Source organism: Pseudomonas lijiangensis, assembly GCF_018968705.1.
Lineage (GTDB): Bacteria > Pseudomonadota > Gammaproteobacteria > Pseudomonadales > Pseudomonadaceae > Aquipseudomonas > Aquipseudomonas lijiangensis.
Genome location: NZ_CP076668.1, coordinates 5768624 through 5787990, shown reverse-complemented (window position 1 = coordinate 5787990; position 19367 = coordinate 5768624). Strand labels below are relative to the sequence as shown.

At 60.7% G+C, this 19367-nt stretch carries 18 protein-coding genes; 12 read left to right on the top strand and 6 right to left on the bottom strand.

From position 1 onward, the window contains the following. The first annotated feature begins 155 nt into the window (after nt 1–155). From hflK (KQP88_RS24785) to cfaB, 5 genes are all read left to right on the top strand, one after another. Nucleotides 156–2108 carry a protease modulator HflK gene (hflK, locus tag KQP88_RS24785; RefSeq protein ID WP_216704458.1) on the top strand — a complete coding sequence of 651 codons (1953 nt, stop codon included), beginning with the start codon at nt 156–158 and terminating at the stop codon, nt 2106–2108. 11 nt (nt 2109–2119) lie between these two features. Continuing rightward, nucleotides 2120–3145 carry a protease modulator HflC gene (gene hflC / locus KQP88_RS24780; RefSeq protein ID WP_200994407.1) on the top strand — a complete coding sequence of 342 codons (1026 nt, stop codon included), beginning with the start codon at nt 2120–2122 and terminating at the stop codon, nt 3143–3145. Beyond that, the gene (gene hflK / locus KQP88_RS24775; protein WP_216704457.1) at nt 3142–4179 is read left to right on the top strand and encodes a protease modulator HflK; all 1038 of its coding nucleotides are present in this window, start codon (nt 3142–3144) and stop codon (nt 4177–4179) included. Before hflC ends, hflK (KQP88_RS24775) begins: the two co-directional genes overlap by 4 nt. Further along, nucleotides 4176–6089 (top strand): cation-translocating P-type ATPase, encoded by a 1914-nt coding sequence (locus KQP88_RS24770; protein WP_216704456.1) that lies wholly within the window; start codon nt 4176–4178, stop codon nt 6087–6089. Before hflK (KQP88_RS24775) ends, KQP88_RS24770 begins: the two co-directional genes overlap by 4 nt. 197 nt (nt 6090–6286) lie before the next feature. Continuing rightward, nucleotides 6287–7471, top strand: a complete 1185-nt coding sequence (cfaB, locus tag KQP88_RS24765; protein WP_216704455.1) for a C17 cyclopropane fatty acid synthase CfaB — start codon at nt 6287–6289, stop codon at nt 7469–7471. A gap of 2 nt (nt 7472–7473) precedes the next feature. On the opposite strand, the gene cls is transcribed toward cfaB, so the two are convergent. Then, complete coding sequence (cls, locus tag KQP88_RS24760; protein WP_216704454.1) at nt 7474–8913, bottom strand: cardiolipin synthase; 1440 nt, start codon at nt 8911–8913, stop codon at nt 7474–7476. 159 nt (nt 8914–9072) lie between these two features. Between cls and KQP88_RS24755 the strand changes: the two genes are divergently transcribed. Both KQP88_RS24755 and KQP88_RS24750 read left to right on the top strand, forming a co-directional pair. After that, nucleotides 9073–9594 carry a DUF3617 domain-containing protein gene (locus tag KQP88_RS24755; protein WP_198723217.1) on the top strand — a complete coding sequence of 174 codons (522 nt, stop codon included), beginning with the start codon at nt 9073–9075 and terminating at the stop codon, nt 9592–9594. 186 nt (nt 9595–9780) lie between these two features. Continuing rightward, nucleotides 9781–11010: an N-acetylmuramoyl-L-alanine amidase gene (locus KQP88_RS24750; protein WP_198723214.1), complete on the top strand. Its 1230-nt coding sequence runs from the start codon at nt 9781–9783 to the stop codon at nt 11008–11010. A gap of 6 nt (nt 11011–11016) precedes the next feature. Here the strand turns inward: KQP88_RS24750 and KQP88_RS24745 are convergent, their stop codons facing one another. Next, a complete protein-coding gene (locus tag KQP88_RS24745; protein WP_095068080.1) occupies nt 11017–11409 on the bottom strand; it encodes a glutamine synthetase in 393 nt (130 codons plus the stop codon). 153 nt (nt 11410–11562) lie between these two features. Between KQP88_RS24745 and zigA the strand changes: the two genes are divergently transcribed. Both zigA and KQP88_RS24735 read left to right on the top strand, forming a co-directional pair. Next, complete coding sequence (gene zigA / locus KQP88_RS24740) at nt 11563–12771, top strand: zinc metallochaperone GTPase ZigA (RefSeq protein WP_216704453.1); 1209 nt, start codon at nt 11563–11565, stop codon at nt 12769–12771. Continuing rightward, a complete protein-coding gene (locus tag KQP88_RS24735; RefSeq protein ID WP_216704452.1) occupies nt 12771–13421 on the top strand; it encodes a DUF1826 domain-containing protein in 651 nt (216 codons plus the stop codon). The genes zigA and KQP88_RS24735 overlap by 1 nt, the downstream gene beginning before the upstream one ends. Here the strand turns inward: KQP88_RS24735 and KQP88_RS24730 are convergent. Further along, on the bottom strand, nt 13418–13792 hold the full coding sequence (locus KQP88_RS24730) for an NADH:ubiquinone oxidoreductase (protein ID WP_095068077.1): 375 nt from the start codon (nt 13790–13792) through the stop codon (nt 13418–13420). The two genes, KQP88_RS24735 and KQP88_RS24730, sit on opposite strands and share 4 nt — an antisense overlap. A gap of 54 nt (nt 13793–13846) precedes the next feature. On the opposite strand from KQP88_RS24730, the gene KQP88_RS24725 reads away from it, so the two are divergent. Then, the gene (locus tag KQP88_RS24725) at nt 13847–14821 is read left to right on the top strand and encodes a CobW family GTP-binding protein (RefSeq protein WP_216704451.1); all 975 of its coding nucleotides are present in this window, start codon (nt 13847–13849) and stop codon (nt 14819–14821) included. Here KQP88_RS24725 and KQP88_RS24720 read toward each other — a convergent pair. Beyond that, complete coding sequence (locus KQP88_RS24720) at nt 14803–15195, bottom strand: DUF3301 domain-containing protein (protein WP_198723206.1); 393 nt, start codon at nt 15193–15195, stop codon at nt 14803–14805. The two genes, KQP88_RS24725 and KQP88_RS24720, sit on opposite strands and share 19 nt — an antisense overlap. Nucleotides 15196–15309: 114 nt before the next feature. Between KQP88_RS24720 and pdxY the strand changes: the two genes are divergently transcribed. Next, the gene (gene pdxY, locus KQP88_RS24715) at nt 15310–16182 is read left to right on the top strand and encodes a pyridoxal kinase PdxY (protein ID WP_216704450.1); all 873 of its coding nucleotides are present in this window, start codon (nt 15310–15312) and stop codon (nt 16180–16182) included. 139 nt (nt 16183–16321) lie between these two features. Here the strand turns inward: pdxY and KQP88_RS24710 are convergent, their stop codons facing one another. After that, nucleotides 16322–16807, bottom strand: a complete 486-nt coding sequence (locus tag KQP88_RS24710; RefSeq protein ID WP_117167877.1) for an acyl-CoA thioesterase — start codon at nt 16805–16807, stop codon at nt 16322–16324. Nucleotides 16808–17116: 309 nt separating this feature from the next. Between KQP88_RS24710 and KQP88_RS24705 the strand changes: the two genes are divergently transcribed. Further along, a complete protein-coding gene (locus KQP88_RS24705) occupies nt 17117–18883 on the top strand; it encodes a cation:proton antiporter (RefSeq protein WP_122320681.1) in 1767 nt (588 codons plus the stop codon). A gap of 28 nt (nt 18884–18911) precedes the next feature. Here KQP88_RS24705 and KQP88_RS24700 read toward each other — a convergent pair whose 3' ends face one another. Further along, nucleotides 18912–19319, bottom strand: coding sequence for an SMI1/KNR4 family protein (locus tag KQP88_RS24700; RefSeq protein WP_025262580.1), 408 nt, complete (start codon nt 19317–19319; stop codon nt 18912–18914). Between the last annotated feature and the right edge of the window lie 48 nt (nt 19320–19367).

Here is a 19367-nt window from a genome sequence, read left to right as displayed (position 1 = left end):
TAGTATCTGGGGCGTCTTTTTCGCGAATGAATTCGCTCCTACAGCCCTTCGGTGGGAGCGAATTCATTCGCGAACCCCCACCTGACGAAAGTTTCACGATCAGCGTTATATCGTAACGCTATCATTCACGGCATTAGTCAGGTTCCGGGGTAGCGATGCGGGTTGATCTGGATGTAGGGCACGCTGACCTCGAAGGGCTGCCGCGCTTTCAACTGGCGGCACAACAGGCCCGGCGTCTGAGTCGGCTCAGGTATCTGGCTGTCGCAGCGAGCATCACCGGGCTGGTGCTGGCGCTGTTCATCGATCTTTTTTCCCCCAGTTCCTTGTGGATGGCAGTCCTGGTCAACGGCGCGGCGGCTTTTTTGCTGCTGGCGGCGGGTCTGCAATCGGCTCTGTCGGTGGCGCGCTGGCGCGCAGGAGCCATGGGCGCACTCGCGCCTCGGGAACAACAGAGCCAGGCGTTGCCGCCGATCGACGAAAGCGGCTGGTATGAGCGCCTGCTGACCCGCTTCAGCGATGCGGGTGAATCCCTGCTTGCCCAACTGGGCGCGTCGGCCTTGTGGCTCGCGGGCTGGTCGCTGCTGGCGCTGATCTGCATCCGTCTGGTCTGGGACCTGAGTTTGCCCGGCACCGAACTGTCCTCGGTCGCCAATCTGGCAGGCAGTCTCATGCTGCTGATGGCTTTCGGGCTGCTGGTGCTGGAGCGGCAGTTCAGTCATGAACAGACCGCCCAATGGCCCGAAGCCGGGCAACTGGCGCAACTGACCCGCATGGTGATCGGGGCCTTGCTGCTCGGTGCCCTGTGTCTGTTCTTCGCCAGCGTCGATCGTATCTGGCCGCCTCGGCTGGCCGTGCTGATCGGCATCCTGCCGACGCTGGTCGCCATCGAATTCCTGTTGCGCGCTGCGCTGTCGTTCTTCGCGCCACGCAATGAGCGCCTTGAGCCTCGCTTGATGGCCAGCAGTTTCATGGCTGACCTGCTGCGCTGGCCGCCGCGTCCGTTGCTGGTGTTGCAGCATGAATTGCATAACCGTTTCGGTATCGATCTGCGCCAGATCTGGGCGCTGAGCTATATGCGGCGTGCCTTTTTGCCGGTCCTGGCGGTGATTGCCGCTCTGGGCTGGGCACTGACCGGTGTGCACGAAATCCCCATGCAGGGCCGCGGGATCTATGAGCGTTTCGGCAAGCCTGCCGAGGTGTTCGGACCGGGTCTGCATGTCGGGTTGCCCTGGCCGTTCGGCAAGGTGCTGGCGGTGGAAAACGGTGTGGTTCACGAGATGGCCACCAGCGTTTCCGAAGCCAGTGCCGTGGAGCAGCTTCTGGACCCTGCCGAAGGTCCACCGCCTGCCAGCGCCAATCGCCTGTGGGACGCCAGCCATATCAATGAAAAATCCCAGGTCATCGCCAGCAGTGCAGGGGACAAGCAGAGCTTCCAGGTGGTGAACATGGATGTGCGCTTTGTCTATCGAATCGGGCTGAGCGATGCCGCTGCACTGGCTGCAACCTACAACAGCGCCGATGTGCCAACCCTGATTCGCAGCACCGCCAGCCGTGTGCTGGTCCATGATTTTGCTTCCCGCACGCTGGATGAGTTGCTCGGCGAACAACGCACAGGGCTGGCCGATGAGATTGGCAAGGCGGTTCAGGCGGATCTCCAGCGTCTGGACAGTGGCGTGGAAATTCTCGCCACGGTGGTGGAGGCCATCCATCCGCCAGCCGGGGCCGCCAATGCCTACCATGCCGTACAGGCTGCGCAGATCGGTGCTCAGGCCTTGATTGCCCGTGAGCGCGGCGCGGCCAGTGCGCAAGCCAGTCAGGCACAACTCAATGCCAGCGTCGCCCATGACCAGGCCAGCGCCAATGCCCGTGAAGTGCTGGCCACTGCACAAGGCGCAGACCTGCGTTTCAGTGCCGAGCGTCAGGCTTACGCGAAGGCCGGGCAAGCCTTCCTGCTGGAGCAATACCTGACCCAGCTCAGCCATGGCCTGAGCAACGCCAGATTGCTGGTTATCGATCACCGTCTGGGCGGCAACAGTGCGCCGACCATCGACCTTCGCACCTTCACCCCACCGGCAGACCCAACGGCGCCGCGTAAAGCCGCTCAGTAAGGAGTCGTCCCTTGAGTCTGTTCCATCATCACCATGACCATCACGACCACAGCGATCATGCCCATGGCGGGCATCATCACCACCATCACGATGAAACCGCCGTGCCAGGGAAGCGCACCTGGCTGCGCATGGGGCTGGCAGGTCTGCTGATCGTCTTTGCCCTGGCGGCGGCGAGCCTGGTGCAGGTTCGCTCCGGGGAAGCGACTGTGATCACCCGCTTCGGCAATCCGTCCCGGGTATTGCTGGAGCCGGGCCTGAGCTGGCGCTGGCCTGCGCCGTTCGAGGCGACGATTCCTGTGGATCTGCGCTTGCGCACCACCTCCAGCGGTTTGCAGGATGTGGGGACTCGCGATGGCTTGCGCATCATCGTCCAGGCCTACGTGGCGTGGCAGGTGCAGGGCGATGGGGACAACGTGCAACGTTTCATGCGCGCGGTACAGAACCAACCCGATGAGGCCGCCCGGCAGATCCGCACCTTCGTGGGTTCGGCGCTGGAAACCACGGCCAGCAGTTTCGACCTGTCGAGTCTGGTCAATACCGATGCCAGCAAGGTGAATATCACCGGCTTCGAAAACCAGCTGCGCCAGCAGATCGAGCAGCAGTTGCTTTCCACCTATGGCGTGAAAGTCCTGCAGGTGGGTGTCGAGCGCCTGACCTTGCCGTCGGTGACACTCAACGCCACGGTCGACCGCATGCGCGCCGAGCGTGAAACCATCGCCACTGAACGCACGGCTGCCGGCAAGCGTGAAGCTGCACAGATCCGTTCGGCCGCCGAACGCGATGCGCGCATCGTCGAAGCTGACGCCACGGTCAAGGCCGCGGATATCGAAGCGCAGTCGCGGGTCGAAGCCGCCGAGATCTATGGCCGCGCCTATGCGGGTTCGCCACAGCTCTACAACCTGCTGCGCTCACTCGACACGCTGGGCACTGTGGTGACGCCGGGTACCAAGCTGATTCTGCGCACCGACGCTGCGCCATTCCGGGTATTGGTGGACGGGCCGCCCACGCTGGACGCCAAGAGCGGGTCGCAACCATGAGTGAGCCTTCAAGCCCGTGGTTGCAGGCCAGCCGCCTGGCGTTTCTGGGACTGTACGGCGTGACGCTGCTGGCGGCCTTGGGTTGGGTGACGTCCAACGTGCGGCAGATTGATCCTCAGAACCGCGCCGTGATCATGCGCTTCGGTGAGCTGGAGCGCGTACAGAACGCCGGTTTGCTGATTGCCTGGCCGCAGCCGCTGGAGCGTGTGGTCCTGCTGCCTTCGGCGGACCGGGTGATCGAGCGTCGGGTCGAAACCTTGCTGCGTTCGCCTCAGGCCCAGAAGGCCGACGAGGTCGCCACCTTTGCCGTGCCCATGAGCGATGCCCTGGCAGGCTCGGGTTTTCTGCTGACTGGCGATGCGGGTGTCGTGCAGCTGGATGTGACAGTGTTCTACAAGGTGACCGATCCGTATGCCTTTGTCCTGCAGGGCGAACACGTGCTGCCCGCTCTGGACCGGCTGGTCAATCGCAGCGCCGTGGCGCTGACCGCAGGGCGTGACCTGGACACCATTCTGGTGGCCCGCCCTGAGATGATCGGGGTCGACAGCAAGGCCGCCGAACGGCGTGAGCGGTTACGTAGCGATCTGGTGCGCGGGATCAATCAGCGTCTGGCCGAACTGGCGGCCACAGGTTCCGGAGTGGGCATCGAAGTGGCGCGGGTGGATGTGCAGTCCAGTCTGCCCAAGGCTGCCGTCAATGCGTTCAATGCTGTGCTGACCGCCAGCCAGCAGGCGGATCAGGCCGTGGCCAATGCGCGCAACGAGGCGGAAAAACTCACCCAGGCTGCCAACCAGCAGGCCGACCGAACCTTGCAGGTCGCGCACGCCCAGGCGTCGGAGCGGCTGGCCAAGGCCCGGACCGACACCGCGACCGTGGCCAGCCTCTCGCAGTCGGTCCAGAACCGTAACGATCCCGGCCTGTTGCAACGCCTCTACCGCGAGCGTGTGCCGAAAATTCTCGGGCAGGCCGGATCGGTCACGACGGTCAATCCCAAAGACGATTCCCGCCTGATCATTCAGGGAGCCGAACAATGAGTGGCGAAGCCGTTCACACCCACGCCAGGCCCGAAGCCGCCAGCCTGCTAAGCAACGCGGAACAACGCAGTGCGGCCCGCCAGTTGACCCTTGCCATGCTGGCCTTGGGCTTATTGGGGCTTGGCCTGATCTGGCGGCTGATTACGCCTGAACAGACCGGTGTCAGCCAGTTGCTGCTGGGCGCGGCCTCGCTGCTGGTGGCGATCCCGGTCATCAGCGCCGGCTGGCACAGCTTGCGCCACCCGAGTTTGCACGGCATCACCGATCAGTTGATTGCGCTGGCGATGTTGGGTGCATGGGCCACGGGTGATCTCATGACGGCAGCTTTGTTGCCGATCATCATGATCTTCGGCCATGTGCTGGAAGAGCGCAGCGTGATCGGCTCTCAGGAAGCCATTCAGGCGGTGGGCCAGTTGACCCGCAGCCACGCCAGGCTTATCAAGGCCGATGGCAGCGTGCATGAAGTGGATAACTCGACGTTGCAGGCCGGTGATCAGGTCGAGGTACGGGCCGGTGACCGCGTGCCCGCCGATGGCCGGGTGCTGTCGGGTCAGGCCAGCCTCGATACCTCTTCCATTACCGGCGAGTCGGTCCCGCTGGAGGCTCAGGCGGGCATGGAGGTCTACGGCGGTGCGATCAACCTCGACGGCCTGCTGCGCATCGAAGTGACGCGCACCGGCGACCAGTCCACGCTGGGCAAGGTCATCGCGCTGATGCAGAACGCCGAGCGTTCCAAGCCGCCCATCACCCGTTTGCTGGAACGCTATGCCGGCAGCTACATGGTGCTGGTGTTGCTGATTGCCGCACTGACCTGGTTTATCACCCAGGACGCTCAAGCGATGCTGGCCGTGCTGGTTGCGGCCTGTCCCTGTGCGCTGGTGCTCTCTGCTCCGGCCACGGCCATTGCCGGGATTGCCGTGGCGGCCCGTCACGGGATTCTGATCCGCAGCTCTGCATTTCTCGAAGAACTGGCAGACCTGACTTCTCTGGTTGTGGATAAAACCGGCACCCTGACGTTTGGCACCCTGCGCCTGCAATCGATACAGGACAGCGCGGGGCATGCGGATCTGCTGCCATTGGCGGCCAGCCTCGGATCGGCCAGCAGCCATCCGGTCAGTCGCGCACTGGCCGGGCTTGTGGATAAGGATCGATTGCTGCCGCTCAGCGATATTCGTGAACGCCAAGGCCTGGGCGTGGTGGCATCGACTGCCCATGGTGAAGCGGCACTGGGACGTCCCGAGTTGTTCGAGCAACTGAGCATTGCCACGCCTGCGGTGCCCGAGCATGACGGCCCGCTGGCCGGGCTGGCGCTGGATGGTGTCTTTCAGGCCTGGTTGCTGCTGTCCGACACGCTCAAACCCGAGGCCCACAAGGCGCTGGCCGAATTGCGCGAGTTGGGTCTGGGGCGGCAATTGTTGCTGACCGGGGATCGCCAGACCGTTGCCGACACTCTGGCGCGGGAAGTCGGGATCGTCGACGTTCAGGCGCAGGCATTGCCGGAAGACAAACTCAATCGGGTCAAAGGTGAAATTGCCCAGGGCTTCAGGCCCATGGTGGTGGGTGACGGCATCAACGATTCCCTGGCCTTGAAGGCCGGTGTCGTCGGCGTCGCCATGGGCGCTGGCGGTGCCGATATCGCTCTGGCTTCGGCGGATATCGTGCTGATCGGCAGCGACTTGCGTCGTCTCGGCACCTGCGTTCGCCTGAGCCGCCTGTGCCGTCAGACCCTGCAAGTGAATGTGATCATCGGCCTGGGCTGGACATTGGCTATCGTTGCATTGGCAGCCTTTGGTCTACTCGGTGTTGCGGGTGCCATGCTGGCGGCGGTGCTGCATAACCTGAGCACCTTGTTGGTCTTGGGGAATGCCGGGAGGCTGCTGCGCTTTCAGGAGGCGCTACTAAAATTGTAAAGGGCGCTCAGCCTGAAGAACTCTGTTACAAAATGATGGTCATTCAAGACTAGGGTGATCCATGAAAGGCTGCACGTTTGGCTCGAATCATTGGGCACAAGGCCGTTCCCTGTAAGTTTTTCCCTGCCAATAGCCTCGGTTCCTGTGGAACCGTCTGGACTACCTTTCTCCAGCTTCTGGATAGGGGGGCAATTCATATGAACGTGCAACTTCCAACGGCCTTGCAGAATCTCCGCCTGCCATTGCGTCTCAAACTCTGGGACGGTCATGAGCTGGATCTGGGACCTGCGCCAAGCGTCACGATTGTCGTCAAGGACCCGCAACTGGTTTCCGACTTCACTCACCCCAGCCTCGACCTGCTGGGCAGCGCCTTTGTGGAAGGGCGGCTGGAACTGGAAGGCTCAATCAGCGAGGTCATCAGGGTCTGCGACGAGTTGACCCGCGCGCTGCTGGAAAACGAAGACTCCAGTTCTCCCGTTCGAACCCGGCACGACAAGGCCACCGATGCGGCATCGATTGCCTATCACTACGACCTGTCCAACAGTTTTTACCAGCTCTGGCTCGATCAGGAGATGGTCTATTCCTGCGCTTACTTCAAGACTGGCAGGGAGACGCTGGAGCAGGCGCAGCAGGACAAATTCCAGCATCTGTGCCGCAAGCTGCGTCTCAAGCCCGGCGAGTATCTGCTGGATGTGGGGTGTGGATGGGGCGGCCTGGCGCGTTTTGCAGCCCGCGAGTATGGCGTGAAAGTGTTCGGGATCACCTTGAGTCAGCAGCAGTTGGTGCTTGCCCGTGAACGGGTCAGTGCCGAAGGGTTGCAGGACAGGGTCGAGCTGCAATTGCTCGACTACCGCGATCTGCCTCAGGACCAGCGTTTCGACAAGGTGGTCAGTGTGGGGATGTTCGAACATGTAGGTCACGGCAACCTGCCGCTTTATACACAGTGTCTGTTCGGCGCCGTGAAGGAGGGCGGCCTGGTGATGAATCACGGCATCACGGCCCTGCATACCGATGGCAGGCCGGTGGGACGTGGTGCCGGTGAGTTTATCGACCGTTACGTGTTCCCCAATGGTGAGCTGCCGCATCTGGCGATGATCAGCGCGCATATCAGTGACGCCGGGCTGGAAATCGTCGACGTCGAAAGCCTGCGCCTGCATTACGCCAGGACCCTGGAGCACTGGAGCGCTCGCCTCGAGGCGCGCCTCAGCGAAGCCGCTGCTCTGGTGCCCGAACATACCTTGCGTATCTGGCGGCTGTATCTGGCCGGTTGTTCCTATGCCTTCGCCAGAGGCTGGATCAATCTGCACCAGATTCTGGCGGTCAAACCCTTTGCCGATGGCGGGCATGATTTGCCGCTGACCCGTGAGGACATCTATCGCTGACGCTACAGGATCGGCGAGATCAACCTTGCCACACGCATGCCCAACTGGTGCAGGTGGCGGGTTTCGCGGCTTTCCTCAAGGGATATCTCGTGGCTCAGGTTGAAGTCGTCAGTCAGCATGGCTTCAACCTCGCGAGCGAAATTCGTATCGACCGTCAGCAGCATCAGCTCGAAATTCAGCCGGAACGAACGGTTGTCCAGGTTGGCGCTGCCGATGGCGGTGATTTCGTTGTCCACCAGCACCACTTTCTGATGCAGGAACCCCGGTTTGTAGCGGAATACCCGCACGCCAGCCCGCACGGCATCGAAGGCGAACAGGGTAGATGCGGCGTAAACCACGTAGTGATCGGGGCGCGAGGGCAGCAGCAGCCGAACATCCACACCGCGTAACACCGCCAGACGCAAGGCTGCCGTCACGGCTTCGTCGGGTATGAAATAAGGGCTGGTGATCCACACTCGCTCGGTCGCCGCATGGATGGCTTCGACAAAAAACAGCGAGCAGGTTTCCTGAGCGTCGGCCGGACCGCTGGCCAGCAACTGGCACAACACGCCCTGTTCGGGAAAGGATTCGGGCAGGTTCATGGGCGGCAACTCACGGGTGGCCCAGAACCAGTCTTCGGCGAACGACTCCTGCAGGCAGGCCACCACTGGACCGATGACCTGCACATGGGTATCGCGCCAGGGCGACAGGGGCGGCTTGAGTCCCAGATATTCATCACCGACGTTGTGCCCGCCCAGATAGCCTTTCAGCCCATCGACCACCACGATCTTGCGGTGATTGCGGAAGTTGATCTGGAAGCGATTGAGCCAGCCACCATGGGTTGCAAAGGCTTTGATCTGTACGCCGCCTGCGCGCAGTGTCTCGCTGTAGGAAGCGGGCAGGGCATGACTGCCTATCCGGTCATAGAGCACGAAAATCTCCACGCCCTCGGCGGCCTTTTTCAGCAATAGGGTTTGCAGGCGGCGCCCGAGTTCATCGTCATGAATGATGAAGAACTGCACCAGAACCGTCTGCCGTGCCTGCTCGATGGCGGCGAACATGGCATCGAAACTTGCCTGGCCATTAATCAGCAGTTTGACCTCGTTATTGGCCAGAGCCGGCATGCGCCCGAGTCTGGGCATGGCGCGCAGTGAGGCATAGGCATCCGAGCGCCTTGCAGCTACGGCCTCTTCGATCCAGGGCCGCCAGTTCAGGTTGGCGATGGCGTTGCGCATTTCACTGTTGGCGTCGCGCCGGGCCTTGATATAGGCGTCGAACGAACTACGGCCAAAGACCAGATAAGGAATCAGGGTGAAGTACGGAATGAAAAACAGCGGCATCGCCCAGGCAATCGCGCCTTGCGCGGTGCGCACGGTCAGCAATGCATGGATGGCGGCAGCGGTACCCACCAGATGGATGAAAGCCAGGACGTAGCCAAAGAAATACGGGCTATGGAAATCCATACGTAAACAATGCTCCTCACTTTTGCGCCTATAACAGACCACAGCCGCTCGGGATTGTCGCTATTTTAATCGCGGTGCAACTGGTCAACGCTTCTGTCGTCTAAGATGCGTCGGCCCGCTCAGGCTTGTCTGGGCAATGTTCTTACGAGGATTTCTTAAATGAACAAACGCGCGTTGGCGTTGATGTTTTGTCTGGCAGCACCCGTGGCTCAAGCCCAGATGCTGCAACCGGGTTTGTGGGAGCTGACTTCCAGCAACATGCAAGTCGATGGTCAGGCGCTGCCGGATCTGCAACTGATGCTGGGCCAATTGAAGAACCTGCCCCCTGAGCAGCGCGCCATGATGGAACAGATGATGCAGAAGCAAGGCGTCACGCTGGGCGGGCAAGGCGTGCGATTCTGCCTGACCGAAGCGCAGGTCAAGTCGGACGATATTCCCCTGACCGATCCCAAATCCGGCTGTTCGCAGAAGATCACTGCTCGCAATGGCCAGACCTGGAACTTCCAGTTCAGTTGCCCCAAGGCTCAAGGCACCGGGCAGGCACAGTTTCTCAGTAATCGCGAGTTCACCACCAAGGTGGTCGGCACCTTCAATGCCACCGGCCAGCAACAGAACGGCAGCATGGATACTCGTGCCGTCTGGCTAGGGCCGCAGTGCGGTGCAGTCGCTCCACGGAGCTGATGACGTTCCACGTGGAACATTTTTCTTTTCGGTCATGTACTTACTGCCCGTAATCAGAGGATTCTCGTCGGTGCCAATCTTCATGTAAGGCTTCAAGTTTCACTTGTAACATGGTGTTATGTTATTACTATTGTTGCGGTGATACTTCATGAGCCGGGATGCTCGCCTTGTTTCGTGAGACCTGCCATGCACCGACGTCAAATCCTGCTCAACATGCTTCTGGCCAGCGCTGCGCTGGCCTTGCCTTTTGGGGCCAGTGCCACGCAGATCCGCAATGCACGGCTATGGCGCAGCGATGACAAGCTGAGGCTGGTGCTCGACCTGAGCGGGCCTGTGCAATACAAGACCTTCACCCTGGTTGCGCCTGACCGTTTGATCATCGATGTCACGGGCTCGCGGCTGACCGGGGATTTCAGCCAACTGGCGCTGGATCGTACGGTGATCAAGTCGATCCGTTCCGGGCATTACGGTCATGGCGACGACACCCGCATCGTGCTGGACCTCACGGCTCCTGTGCAGCTCAACAGTTTTCTGCTCGGGCCGGAAGGCGGGCAGGGCCATCGCCTGGTGCTGGACCTGAGTTCCACCGCCAGCGCGCCGGTGCAGATGGCTGCTGTCGCGCCGCCGCCTCCGGTTCAGGCCCAGGCCACGGATAAGGCTCACCCGAAGCGTGACATCATGGTGGTGGTCGATGCCGGGCATGGCGGCAAGGACCCTGGCGCTGTCGGTTCCCGAGGCGAGCGGGAGAAAGACGTTGTGCTGTCCATCGCCCAATTGCTGGCCAAACGTCTGAAGCGTGAAAAAGGTTTCGATGTGCGGTTGGTGCGCAACGATGACTTCTTCGTGCCTCTGCGCAAGCGCGTGGAGTTTGCCCACAAGTCCAAGGCCGACATGTTTATCTCGGTGCATGCCGATGCTGCGCCGCGTCTCACGGCTTCCGGCGCTTCGGTGTTCGCTCTGTCCGAAGGCGGCGCGACATCGGCGACGGCGCGCTTCATGGCTCAACGTGAAAACGGTGCCGACCTGCTGGGCGCTACTTCGCTGCTCAACCTCAAGGACAAGGACCCGATGCTGGCTGGCGTCATTCTCGACATGTCGATGAACGCCACCATCGCCGCCAGCCTGCAACTGGGCCATACCGTACTGGGCAGTCTGGAAGGCATTACCACGCTGCATCAGAAGCGCGTGGAACAGGCCGGGTTCGCGGTGCTCAAGTCACCGGATGTGCCGTCGATCCTGGTGGAAACCGGTTTCATCTCCAACAGTCGCGACAGTCAGCGGCTGGTGACGGCGCGTCATCAGCAGGCCGTGGCCGACGGTTTGTTCGAGGGTTTGCAGCGTTACTTCCAGCGCAACCCGCCGCTGGATTCCCACATGGCCTGGGTTCAGGAACAGAAGAAACAGGCCCAGGCCTGATGCGGCTCAGTGGCAGCCACTCAGGCGGCTGCACGTGATCTTGCTGCGTGTGCCGTCGGAACTGGACACCCGGGTGATGGTGGTCCAGCCGACGCGCTGGATGGTGCCGATCCAGGCATCGCCGTTGGAGGCCAGGCCGGTGAAGAAGGTCAACTGATCGAACCGGCTGTTGGTCTGCGCCCAGCGCTTCTTGCCTATGACTTCATAGCCCCGCAAATACGTGGTCGAACCCGCTGTGGCAACGCTGTAGCCATTGCCTTGCGCATCGCTGCACGCCAGCAGGGTCGCGCTGCGGGTGCAGGTCGCCATATCCACGCTGGGTGGCCGCGGGCCTGCCGCCAGGGTTTGCGCGCTGATCAATATCAGTAACGTGAACAAGCCTTTTGAAATGTGTTTCACGCAGACGCCCTTTGTCGAACGGGTTGGCAATTTTGTATCGTTATACTATAACATTGTCGGGTGATTAGAGCTGGCTGCCAAGGTGTCGATAACAGACCCGGTGCAGCCTACATCAACAAGGTGCAAGCCTTGCAACCTGGCCCGAGAATCCTGATGTCGAATCGTTTGCCTGTTACCGTTCTGTCCGGTTTTCTTGGAGCCGGGAAAAGTACCCTTCTCAATCATGTGCTGCGCAATCGCGAGAATCTGCGGGTCGCCGTTATCGTCAACGATATGAGCGAGATCAACATCGATGGCGGCGAAGTCCAGCGCGATGTCAGCCTGAACCGGGCTGAAGAGAAGCTGATCGAGATGAGCAACGGCTGCATCTGCTGCACCTTGCGCGAAGACTTGCTCGAAGAAGTCAGCCGTCTGGCTCAGGATGGGCGCTTCGATTACCTGCTGATCGAATCCACGGGCATTTCCGAACCCCTGCCGGTGGCCGAAACCTTTACCTTCCGCGATGAAGCGGGCAATAGCCTGGCGGACATGGCACGCCTGGACACCATGGTGACCGTGGTCGATGGCGTCAACTTCATGCTCGATTATCAGGCTTCCGAAAGCCTGGCGACCCGCGGTGAAACCCTGGGCGAAGACGATGACCGCTCGATTACCGACCTGCTGATCGAGCAGATCGAGTTTGCGGATGTGATCCTGCTCAGCAAGATCGACCTGATCAGCTCCAGCGAACGCGAAGAATTGATGGCCATCCTCAAGCGCCTCAATGCCCATGCCGAGATTGTGCCGATGGTCATGGGCCAGGTGCCGCTGTCGACCATCCTCAACACCGGTCGTTTCGACTTCGAGCGTGCTTCCCAGGCGCCGGGCTGGCTCAAGGAAATGCGCGGCGAGCATGTTCCTGAAACCGAGGAATACGGCATCGCTTCCACGGCTTACCGGGCGCGTCGGCCTTTCCATCCGGAGCGCTTCTTCAGCTTTATCGACCGGCCATGGATCAATGGCAAGTTGCTGCGCTCCAAGGGCTTCTTCTGGCTGGCGAGCAAATACAAGGATGCCGGTAGCTGGTCCCAGGCTGGCGGCCTGATGCGTCACGGCTTTGCGGGCCGCTGGTGGCGCTTCGTGAGTCGCGCACACTGGCCTCAGGATCAGGAGAACATTATGTCGATCATGGACAACTGGTCGCCTGAAACCGGTGATTGCCGCCAGGAACTGGTTTTCATCGGGCAAAACATCGATTTCGCCCAGCTCACAGCTGAGCTGGATGCCTGCCTGCTCACCGATGACGAACTGGCCATGGGTGCGGAAAGCTGGCGCTTGCTGCCCGACCCGTTCGGCGACTGGCACGCCGAGGAGGCCGCCTGATGCTTGCTCCGGTCTTGAAGTTCCAGCCCCGCGCCCGTCAGGTGCAGGGCAATACCCCCGAAGTGCTGGGGCAAGTGCTGGAGGACGGCGTCAACCTGTCGGTCTGGCAGCGTCAGTTGCCTGCGCATATCGAGGACTTCGGCGCCTTGCTGCTGTCCTTGAACGAGCCGTTGTCGGAGTCCATGACCCTGGACGTGCAGGGCGGCGATGTCGAACCCAATCTGCAAGGCCTGGCTTCGGGCTATGCCGACCTGCAGGGTTATGACGGATTCATCGCAGATGTGTCGTGGCTGGTCAGCGCCTATGCCTGCCTGCTGGGCGCCGAGTGCGTCGGTCTGCGCCTGCGTGCGCTGGACAAGGCCATGTGCCCGCGCTTTCACGTCGATCACGTGCCGGTGCGGCTGGTCACCACCTATGCCGGGATCGGCAGCCAGTGGCTCAAGGAAAACGCCATCGACCGCAAGCAACTTGGCAGCCCTGAAGCGGAACCGCAGGACCCGGATCGAATCCAGCAGATCGATTGCGGCGCAGTGGCCTTGCTCAAGGGCGAGCGCTGGAGTGGCAACGAAGGGCTGGGGCTGGTGCATCGTTCGCCGCAACTGGAGCGCAACGAGCGTCGCCTGATTCTGACGCTGGACTGGCTAGCTTAATCAGGCGTCAGCCATTTGCCCTTGCTTTGCCCCTCGCAAAACGGCTTGAGATAAAGCGCGTCGCTGGCGATGCCGTAATAGTGGATATTCTCGTGATAGGGCATATTGGCGACCTGTGCGTTGCTGCAGATGCCAAAGGCGCCGGCCGGGCAGCTTTCCGAGAAGGTCACTTCTGTTTTCTGGCCTGCCAGCTGCGGTTTGCAGAAGCCGTCGCGAAACAGGTCTTTCGGGATATTCAGGTTTTCCTGACAGACTTTGACGTCTAACCTCTCAGCCTGGCTGTGCACCAGACACGCCTGGGCCCATACCTTGCCGGATGTCATTGCCAGCAGCATCAACGCCAATCGAACGGGCAGCCCCAGGGCTCGCATTGTCAGCTTTCCTTCATCATTGTTTGCAAACGACACTCTCAGAAGCGACTCCAGATGCTGCAGAACATCCCGACCCATGTGATCGGTGGCCCGCTGGGCGCCGGCAAGACCAGCCTGATCAAGCACCTGCTGAGCCAGAAACCGGCCGATGAGCGCTGGGCGGTGCTGATCAACGAGTTCGGCCAGATCGGTCTGGATGCTGCGCTCCTGAGCGTGGATGCCGATGGTATCGCACTTGGCGAAGTGGCTGGCGGCTGCCTGTGTTGCGTCAACGGCGTTCCGTTTCAGATCGGTCTTGGGCGGTTGCTGCGCAAGGCGCGGCCCGACCGATTGTTCATCGAGCCTTCAGGCCTTGGCCATCCGCTGCAACTCATGGCTCAGTTGCGACAGGCGCCCTGGCTGGGCGTGCTCAGTGTTCAGCCTGGCGTGATGGTGCTGGACGCCATGAGCATGGCGGCAGGCCAGCCGCTACCGGCCACCCAGCAGGACGCGCTGGCGGAGGCGGGGCTGGTGGTGATGAACAAGGCACAGACTGTCGACCAAGCATCCCGTCAGCGGCTGGTCGAGGCATTGCCGGAACATTCGCTGGTCTGGGTCGAGCAAGGGCAGCTCGAATTGGCTCACTTGCCGGGCTTTGCACAGCGAAGTGCTGTGGATAACCGCGCTGTGGATAACCTCGTTCTGCCCCGAAGTCTCGGGCAACTGCCTGCCGTGTGGGCTGATCCGAAGGAACCGATCTGCCTGAGCCAGGAGAGTGCGGAGGGCTGGAGTATCGGTTGGCGCTGGCATCCTTCCCGGCAATTTGACCTTGCGACGTTGGGGCAGTGGCTGGAAAGCCTTGCCTGGCGGCGTGCGAAGATGGTTATCCACAGTCCCGAAGGCTGGTTTTCAGCCAATTGCCTGGAGGGCTCGCGCCTTGAATGGCAAGGCAGCGAGTGGCGTCAGGATTCGCGTCTGGAACTGATCTTCCAGACGCCGCAGGACAGCATCACGCTTCAGGCGCAACTGGCTCACTGCTTGCGCTGTTGATGAGTCTCGCGCCACTTGTTCATTTCGATGATTTCAGCGCCAGGTGGTGGCGTTTTAATTTCAAACGGGTAGGGTGCGAGTTCGATCTGCGCCGAATGGGCACCGAACATGGTGATAGTGCCCGGATGACGCTGTTCGCCGGTGACCGTGAACTCGAAGCCGTAGACACGTGCCAGACGCTTGTGGCCTTGGGCATCACGGATGAACGCCAGGCGTCGCAGTGCGACATTGCCGTCCAGCAATTCCAGATCGAGCCGGGCACAATGCTGTTTGACACGCTCCAGCGCTCGCTCGCGCAGACCGTGGGCATGCCACAACCAGGCTGCCGCACTTGCGAACAGCATCAGCACGAAAATGTTTCCCAGGGTCAGCATGGCAGAGTGCTCCTACTCAGGAGTCTTCAGCTTAACTGCCCTAAGTGATTTACAGCCATACTGCGCGACTTAAATTTCTTATTACTGCATTTGCATCGTGTTCAGGATCCTCCCATGAAACGTACACCTCACTTGCTCGCCATCCAGTCTCACGTGGTATTCGGCCACGCAGGCAACGGCGCAGCGGTGTTCCCCATGCAGCGTATCGGGGTCAATGTCTGGCCGCTCAACACGGTCCAGTTCTCCAATCACACCCAATACAAGCAATGGACGGGCGAAGTGCTGGCTCCCCAGCAGATCCCGGCGCTGATCGAAGGTATCGCGGCCATTGGTGAGCTGGGCAACTGTGACGCCGTGCTGTCCGGTTACCTGGGCAGTGCGGCGCAGGGCAGGGCGATTCTGACGGGTGTGGCGCGTATCAAGGCGGCCAATCCCAAGGCGCTGTACTTGTGCGACCCGGTCATGGGACATCCCGAGAAGGGCTGCATCGTTCCGGCAGACGTCAGTGATTTTCTCCTGGAAGAAGCCGCAGCCGTTGCGGACTTCATGTGCCCGAACCAGCTGGAACTGGACAGCTTTTCTGGCCGCAAGCCTGAATCCCTGCTCGATTGCCTGGCCATGGCGCGGGCGTTACTGGCACGAGGCCCCAAGGCTGTGGTGGTCAAACACCTGGACTATCCCGGCAAGGCGGCCGACGGTTTTGAAATGCTGCTGGTGACCGCCGATGCCAGTTGGCACCTGCGTCGTCCGTTGCTGGCCTTTCCACGTCAGCCGGTGGGCGTGGGTGATCTGACGTCGGGGTTGTTCCTGGCGCGTGTGCTGTTGGGTGACGATCTGGTCGCGGCTTTCGAATTCACGGCTGCGGCGGTGCATGAAGTGCTGCTGGAAACCCAGGCCTGTGGCAGCTATGAGCTGGAACTGGTGCGGGCGCAGGACCGGATTGCTCATCCGCGAGTGCGGTTTGAGGCGGTGCGGTTGATCAGTTAAGGCATACCTGTCACTTGTGGGAGGGGCCTTGGCCGCGACGACTTGCTTACAGGCAACACATTTTCAGCGCCTGAAAGCTGGCTGTCGCGGCCAAGGCCCCTCCCACGGATTGTGACCTTGCCTCTTAACTGATCAGCAATTAAGGCGCTTCTTCCTTGATTTCCTGATAACGCTTTTCCAGTTCCTGGCGAATCTGGCGGCGTTGCTGGGCCTGGATGAAGCGGCGCTTGCCTTCGGCGGTTTCCGGCTCCAGTGGCGGGACGCTGGCCGGTTTGCGGTTGTCATCCACCGCGACCATGGTGAAGAAGCAACTGTTGCTGTGGCGGACCGAGCGCTCGCGGATGTTTTCGGTCACGACCTTGATCCCGACCTCCATCGAGGTATTGCCGGTGTAGTTCACCGAGGCCAGGAAGGTCACCAGTTCACCGACGTGAACCGGCTCGCGGAAAATCACCTGATCCACGGACAGCGTCACCACGTAGCGACCGGCATAACGGCTGGCGCAGGCGTAAGCGACTTCATCCAGGTACTTGAGCAACGTACCGCCATGCACATTGCCAGAGAAGTTGGCCATGTCCGGGGTCATCAATACAGTCATCGACAGCTGGGCGTTTCCGGGTTCCATAGCGTACTCACACGGTCAAGGTCATCATGAGTGGCGCCTTATGCTGGCGCTCACGAGGGTGGTTCAACTACCTGCAACAGACAGTTATCGGGACGCTGGCGGAGTGAATGCCGTCACGCTTGAGGTCTATCTGTTTCCATATATTGCACCGGCTTTCTCTCGACGGGTGCAGTGTTACTCTCCCAAAACCCGTGGATCGGGTTTTTTCTTACGCTTTTCGTAGCGTTTTATTGATGCAACTTCCGACTTTTCAGCTTCGCTGGCTATTCGGGAGCTTCAGGCATCATTTATCAAAAAGGAGCCACACCCATGCATGCCGTCAATTTTATCCAGGATTTGGCAGTGATCATGCTGGTGGCGGGTGTGGTGACCATTCTCTTCCATCGCCTCAAGCAGCCGGTGGTGCTGGGCTATATCGTTGCCGGCTTCATCATTGGTCCGCATACCCCGCCAGTCGGGCTGATCCATGACGAAGACACCATCAAGACCCTCGCAGAGCTCGGGGTGATTTTCCTGATGTTCTGCCTGGGGCTGGAATTCAGCCTGCGCAAGCTGTTCAAGGTCGGAGCCACGGCGTTCATCGCGGCTTTTCTCGAAATTGCCCTGATGATCTGGATCGGCTACGAAATCGGCCAGTTCTTTGGCTGGAAAACCATGGATTCGCTGTTCCTGGGCGCGATCCTGGCGATTTCCTCGACCACCATCATCGTCAAGGCGCTCAATGACCTGAAGATGAAGAACCAGCACTTTGCCCAGCTGATTTTCGGGGTGCTGATCGTCGAAGACATCCTCGGCATCGGCATCATCGCCTTGCTGTCGGGGATCGCGGTCAGTGGCTCGGTGAGTTCCGGCGAGGTCTTCTCCACGGTCGGCAAACTGTCGTTGTTCATGATCGTGGCCCTGGTGATCGGCATTCTGCTGGTGCCGCGCCTGCTGTCTTACGTCGCGAAGTTCGAAAGCAACGAAATGCTGCTGGTGACGGTGCTTGGCCTGTGCTTCGGTTTCTGCCTGCTGGTGGTGAAGCTGGAATACAGCATGGTGCTGGGGGCCTTCCTGATCGGCGCGATCATGGCCGAATCCCGCCAGTTGGTGAAGATTGAGCGGCTTATCGAACCCATTCGCGACATGTTCAGCGCCATCTTCTTCGTCGCCATTGGTCTGATGATCGACCCGAAAGTCCTGTTGGAATATGCCTGGCCCATCGCGCTCATTACCGTCGCCGTGGTGCTCGGCAAGATGCTGTCCTGCGGGCTCGGGGCTTTCATTGCCGGTAACGATGGGCGGACCTCGCTGCGCGTCGGCATGGGGCTGTCACAGATTGGCGAATTTTCCTTCATCATCGCGGCGCTGGGCATGACCTTGCAGGTCACCAGCGATTTTCTCTATCCCGTGGCGGTGGCGGTTTCGGCTATTACCACGCTGCTGACCCCTTACCTGATTCGCGCCGCCGACCCGCTGTCGCTGCAACTGGCGTCCATCGTGCCAGGGCGCGTGGCGCGGGTGTTCAACATGTACGGCGAATGGCTGCGCAGCATTCAGCCTCAAGGGCAGGGCGCCGTGCTGGCGTCGATGATCCGGCGGATACTGCTGCAGGTCGGGGTCAACCTGGCGCTGGTGATAGCGATCTTCTTCAGCGGTGGTTATTTCGCCGGACGTATCGGCGCTTACATGAGTGAGTGGGTCAGCGATGTAGGTCAGCAGAAGGCCTGGATCTGTGGGGCGGCATTGCTGCTGTCGCTACCTTTCCTGATTGCGGCGTACCGCAAGCTCAAGGCGCTGTCGATGCTGCTGGCGGAGATGGGCGTGAAGCCTGAAATGGCCGGAAGGCATACCGTGCGGGTTCGCAAGGTGGTAGCGGAGGTGATTCCGCTGTTGTCGCTGGTGGTGATCTTCATTCTGCTGGCTGCTCTGTCGGCGAGCATTCTGCCGACAAGCGAGTTGTTGCTGGTGATCGTGCTGATTGCGGCGGTGGTTGCAGCATTGCTGTGGCGCTGGTTCATCCGCGTGCATACGCGGATGCAGATTGCCCTGCTGGAAACCCTGGGCAACAACAATCAGGAGTCGTCCGGGCATTGAGCCCGGCGATACCTGTGTGCGGGGTGTCTCAGCTTTCCAGCCAGACGTCCCGTGCCCAGTGCCAGACAGATTCCCAGTTCTCTTCGGTCACCAGCTCTTCTTCGCCGGACCAGAGCACTACGGTGCCATCTTCTTCGACGCAATAATAATCGTCGCCGTCCTGGCAGATCGGGATCAGTTCACGAGGCACACCCAGATCCCAGGCGGTCGCGGCGACGTCCGGCAGATAGGTGTGTGACTGAGGGTCGGTAACGGTGACGGGCTCAAGGCTGCCATACACGACGTCGCTGACGGTCAGAAGGAATTCCTTGAAGACGTAGGGAATATTGATAAACAGCTGTTCCTCGATCTCGACGAGCTGATCTTCGTCAGGCAGTTCGAGGGGAACCGGAACCGGCTCGTTTTGTTCACGCAATTGTTCGATGACTTCTTCCACGACATGGGTCCTCTAAGCTTGATGGCGCGGGTTATACAGTAGCCTAAA

Coding starts and splice junctions, on each gene's coding strand:
- hflK (WP_216704458.1), top strand. CDS start 156: ATGCGGGTTGATCTGGATGTAGGGCACGCTGACCTCGAAGGGCTGCCG.
- hflK (WP_216704457.1), top strand. CDS start 3,142: ATGAGTGAGCCTTCAAGCCCGTGGTTGCAGGCCAGCCGCCTGGCGTTT.
- KQP88_RS24770 (WP_216704456.1), top strand. CDS start 4,176: ATGAGTGGCGAAGCCGTTCACACCCACGCCAGGCCCGAAGCCGCCAGC.
- cfaB (WP_216704455.1), top strand. CDS start 6,287: ATGAACGTGCAACTTCCAACGGCCTTGCAGAATCTCCGCCTGCCATTG.
- cls (WP_216704454.1), bottom strand. CDS start 8,913: ATGGATTTCCATAGCCCGTATTTCTTTGGCTACGTCCTGGCTTTCATC.
- KQP88_RS24755 (WP_198723217.1), top strand. CDS start 9,073: ATGAACAAACGCGCGTTGGCGTTGATGTTTTGTCTGGCAGCACCCGTG.
- KQP88_RS24750 (WP_198723214.1), top strand. CDS start 9,781: ATGCACCGACGTCAAATCCTGCTCAACATGCTTCTGGCCAGCGCTGCG.
- zigA (WP_216704453.1), top strand. CDS start 11,563: ATGTCGAATCGTTTGCCTGTTACCGTTCTGTCCGGTTTTCTTGGAGCC.
- KQP88_RS24735 (WP_216704452.1), top strand. CDS start 12,771: ATGCTTGCTCCGGTCTTGAAGTTCCAGCCCCGCGCCCGTCAGGTGCAG.
- KQP88_RS24730 (WP_095068077.1), bottom strand. CDS start 13,792: ATGCGAGCCCTGGGGCTGCCCGTTCGATTGGCGTTGATGCTGCTGGCA.
- KQP88_RS24725 (WP_216704451.1), top strand. CDS start 13,847: ATGCTGCAGAACATCCCGACCCATGTGATCGGTGGCCCGCTGGGCGCC.
- KQP88_RS24720 (WP_198723206.1), bottom strand. CDS start 15,195: ATGCTGACCCTGGGAAACATTTTCGTGCTGATGCTGTTCGCAAGTGCG.
- pdxY (WP_216704450.1), top strand. CDS start 15,310: ATGAAACGTACACCTCACTTGCTCGCCATCCAGTCTCACGTGGTATTC.
- KQP88_RS24710 (WP_117167877.1), bottom strand. CDS start 16,807: ATGGAACCCGGAAACGCCCAGCTGTCGATGACTGTATTGATGACCCCG.
- KQP88_RS24705 (WP_122320681.1), top strand. CDS start 17,117: ATGCATGCCGTCAATTTTATCCAGGATTTGGCAGTGATCATGCTGGTG.